Origin of the sequence: Salmonella sp. NW884, from assembly GCF_051700745.1 — a bacterium.
Taxonomy (GTDB): Bacteria; Pseudomonadota; Gammaproteobacteria; order Enterobacterales; family Enterobacteriaceae; genus Salmonella; species Salmonella enterica.
This window is the reverse complement of the sequence record NZ_JAMMDE010000047.1, coordinates 1-371: the sequence shown is the minus strand read 5'-3', so window position 1 is coordinate 371 and position 371 is coordinate 1. Positions and strand designations below refer to the sequence as shown.

General features: G+C 60.1%; 1 protein-coding gene. It reads right to left on the bottom strand.

Annotated features, from left to right (window positions below; translation table 11 throughout):
• Nucleotides 1-371 (bottom strand): sodium ion-translocating decarboxylase subunit beta (locus NA197_RS23450; RefSeq protein ID WP_438796712.1); only part of this gene is annotated, 371 nt, incomplete at both ends.

The following is a 371-nucleotide window of genomic DNA, read 5'->3' as shown; positions in this document are numbered from 1 at the left end:
TGCATCAGCAGGAAGTTCTGCGGGTCTGATTCCAGCCCCACTTTGTTCGATACGCGGGCCGCCATCGGCACCGCCGACACCCCCGCCGAACCGATAAGCGGGTTGATTTTGTTCTTACTGCACAGGTTCATCAGCTTCGCCATCAACACCCCGGCCGCCGTCCCGATACCAAAGGCAATCACCCCCAGCAGCAGAATGCCCAGCGTCTGCGGCTGCAAAAACTTATCCGCCACCAGCTTCGCCCCCACCGACAGCCCGAGGAAAATGGTGACGATATTAATCAGCCCGTTCTGCACCGTGTCGCTCAGACGCTCCACCACGCCGCTTTCGCGCATCAGATTGCCAAAGCAGAACATCCCCAGCAGCGGCGC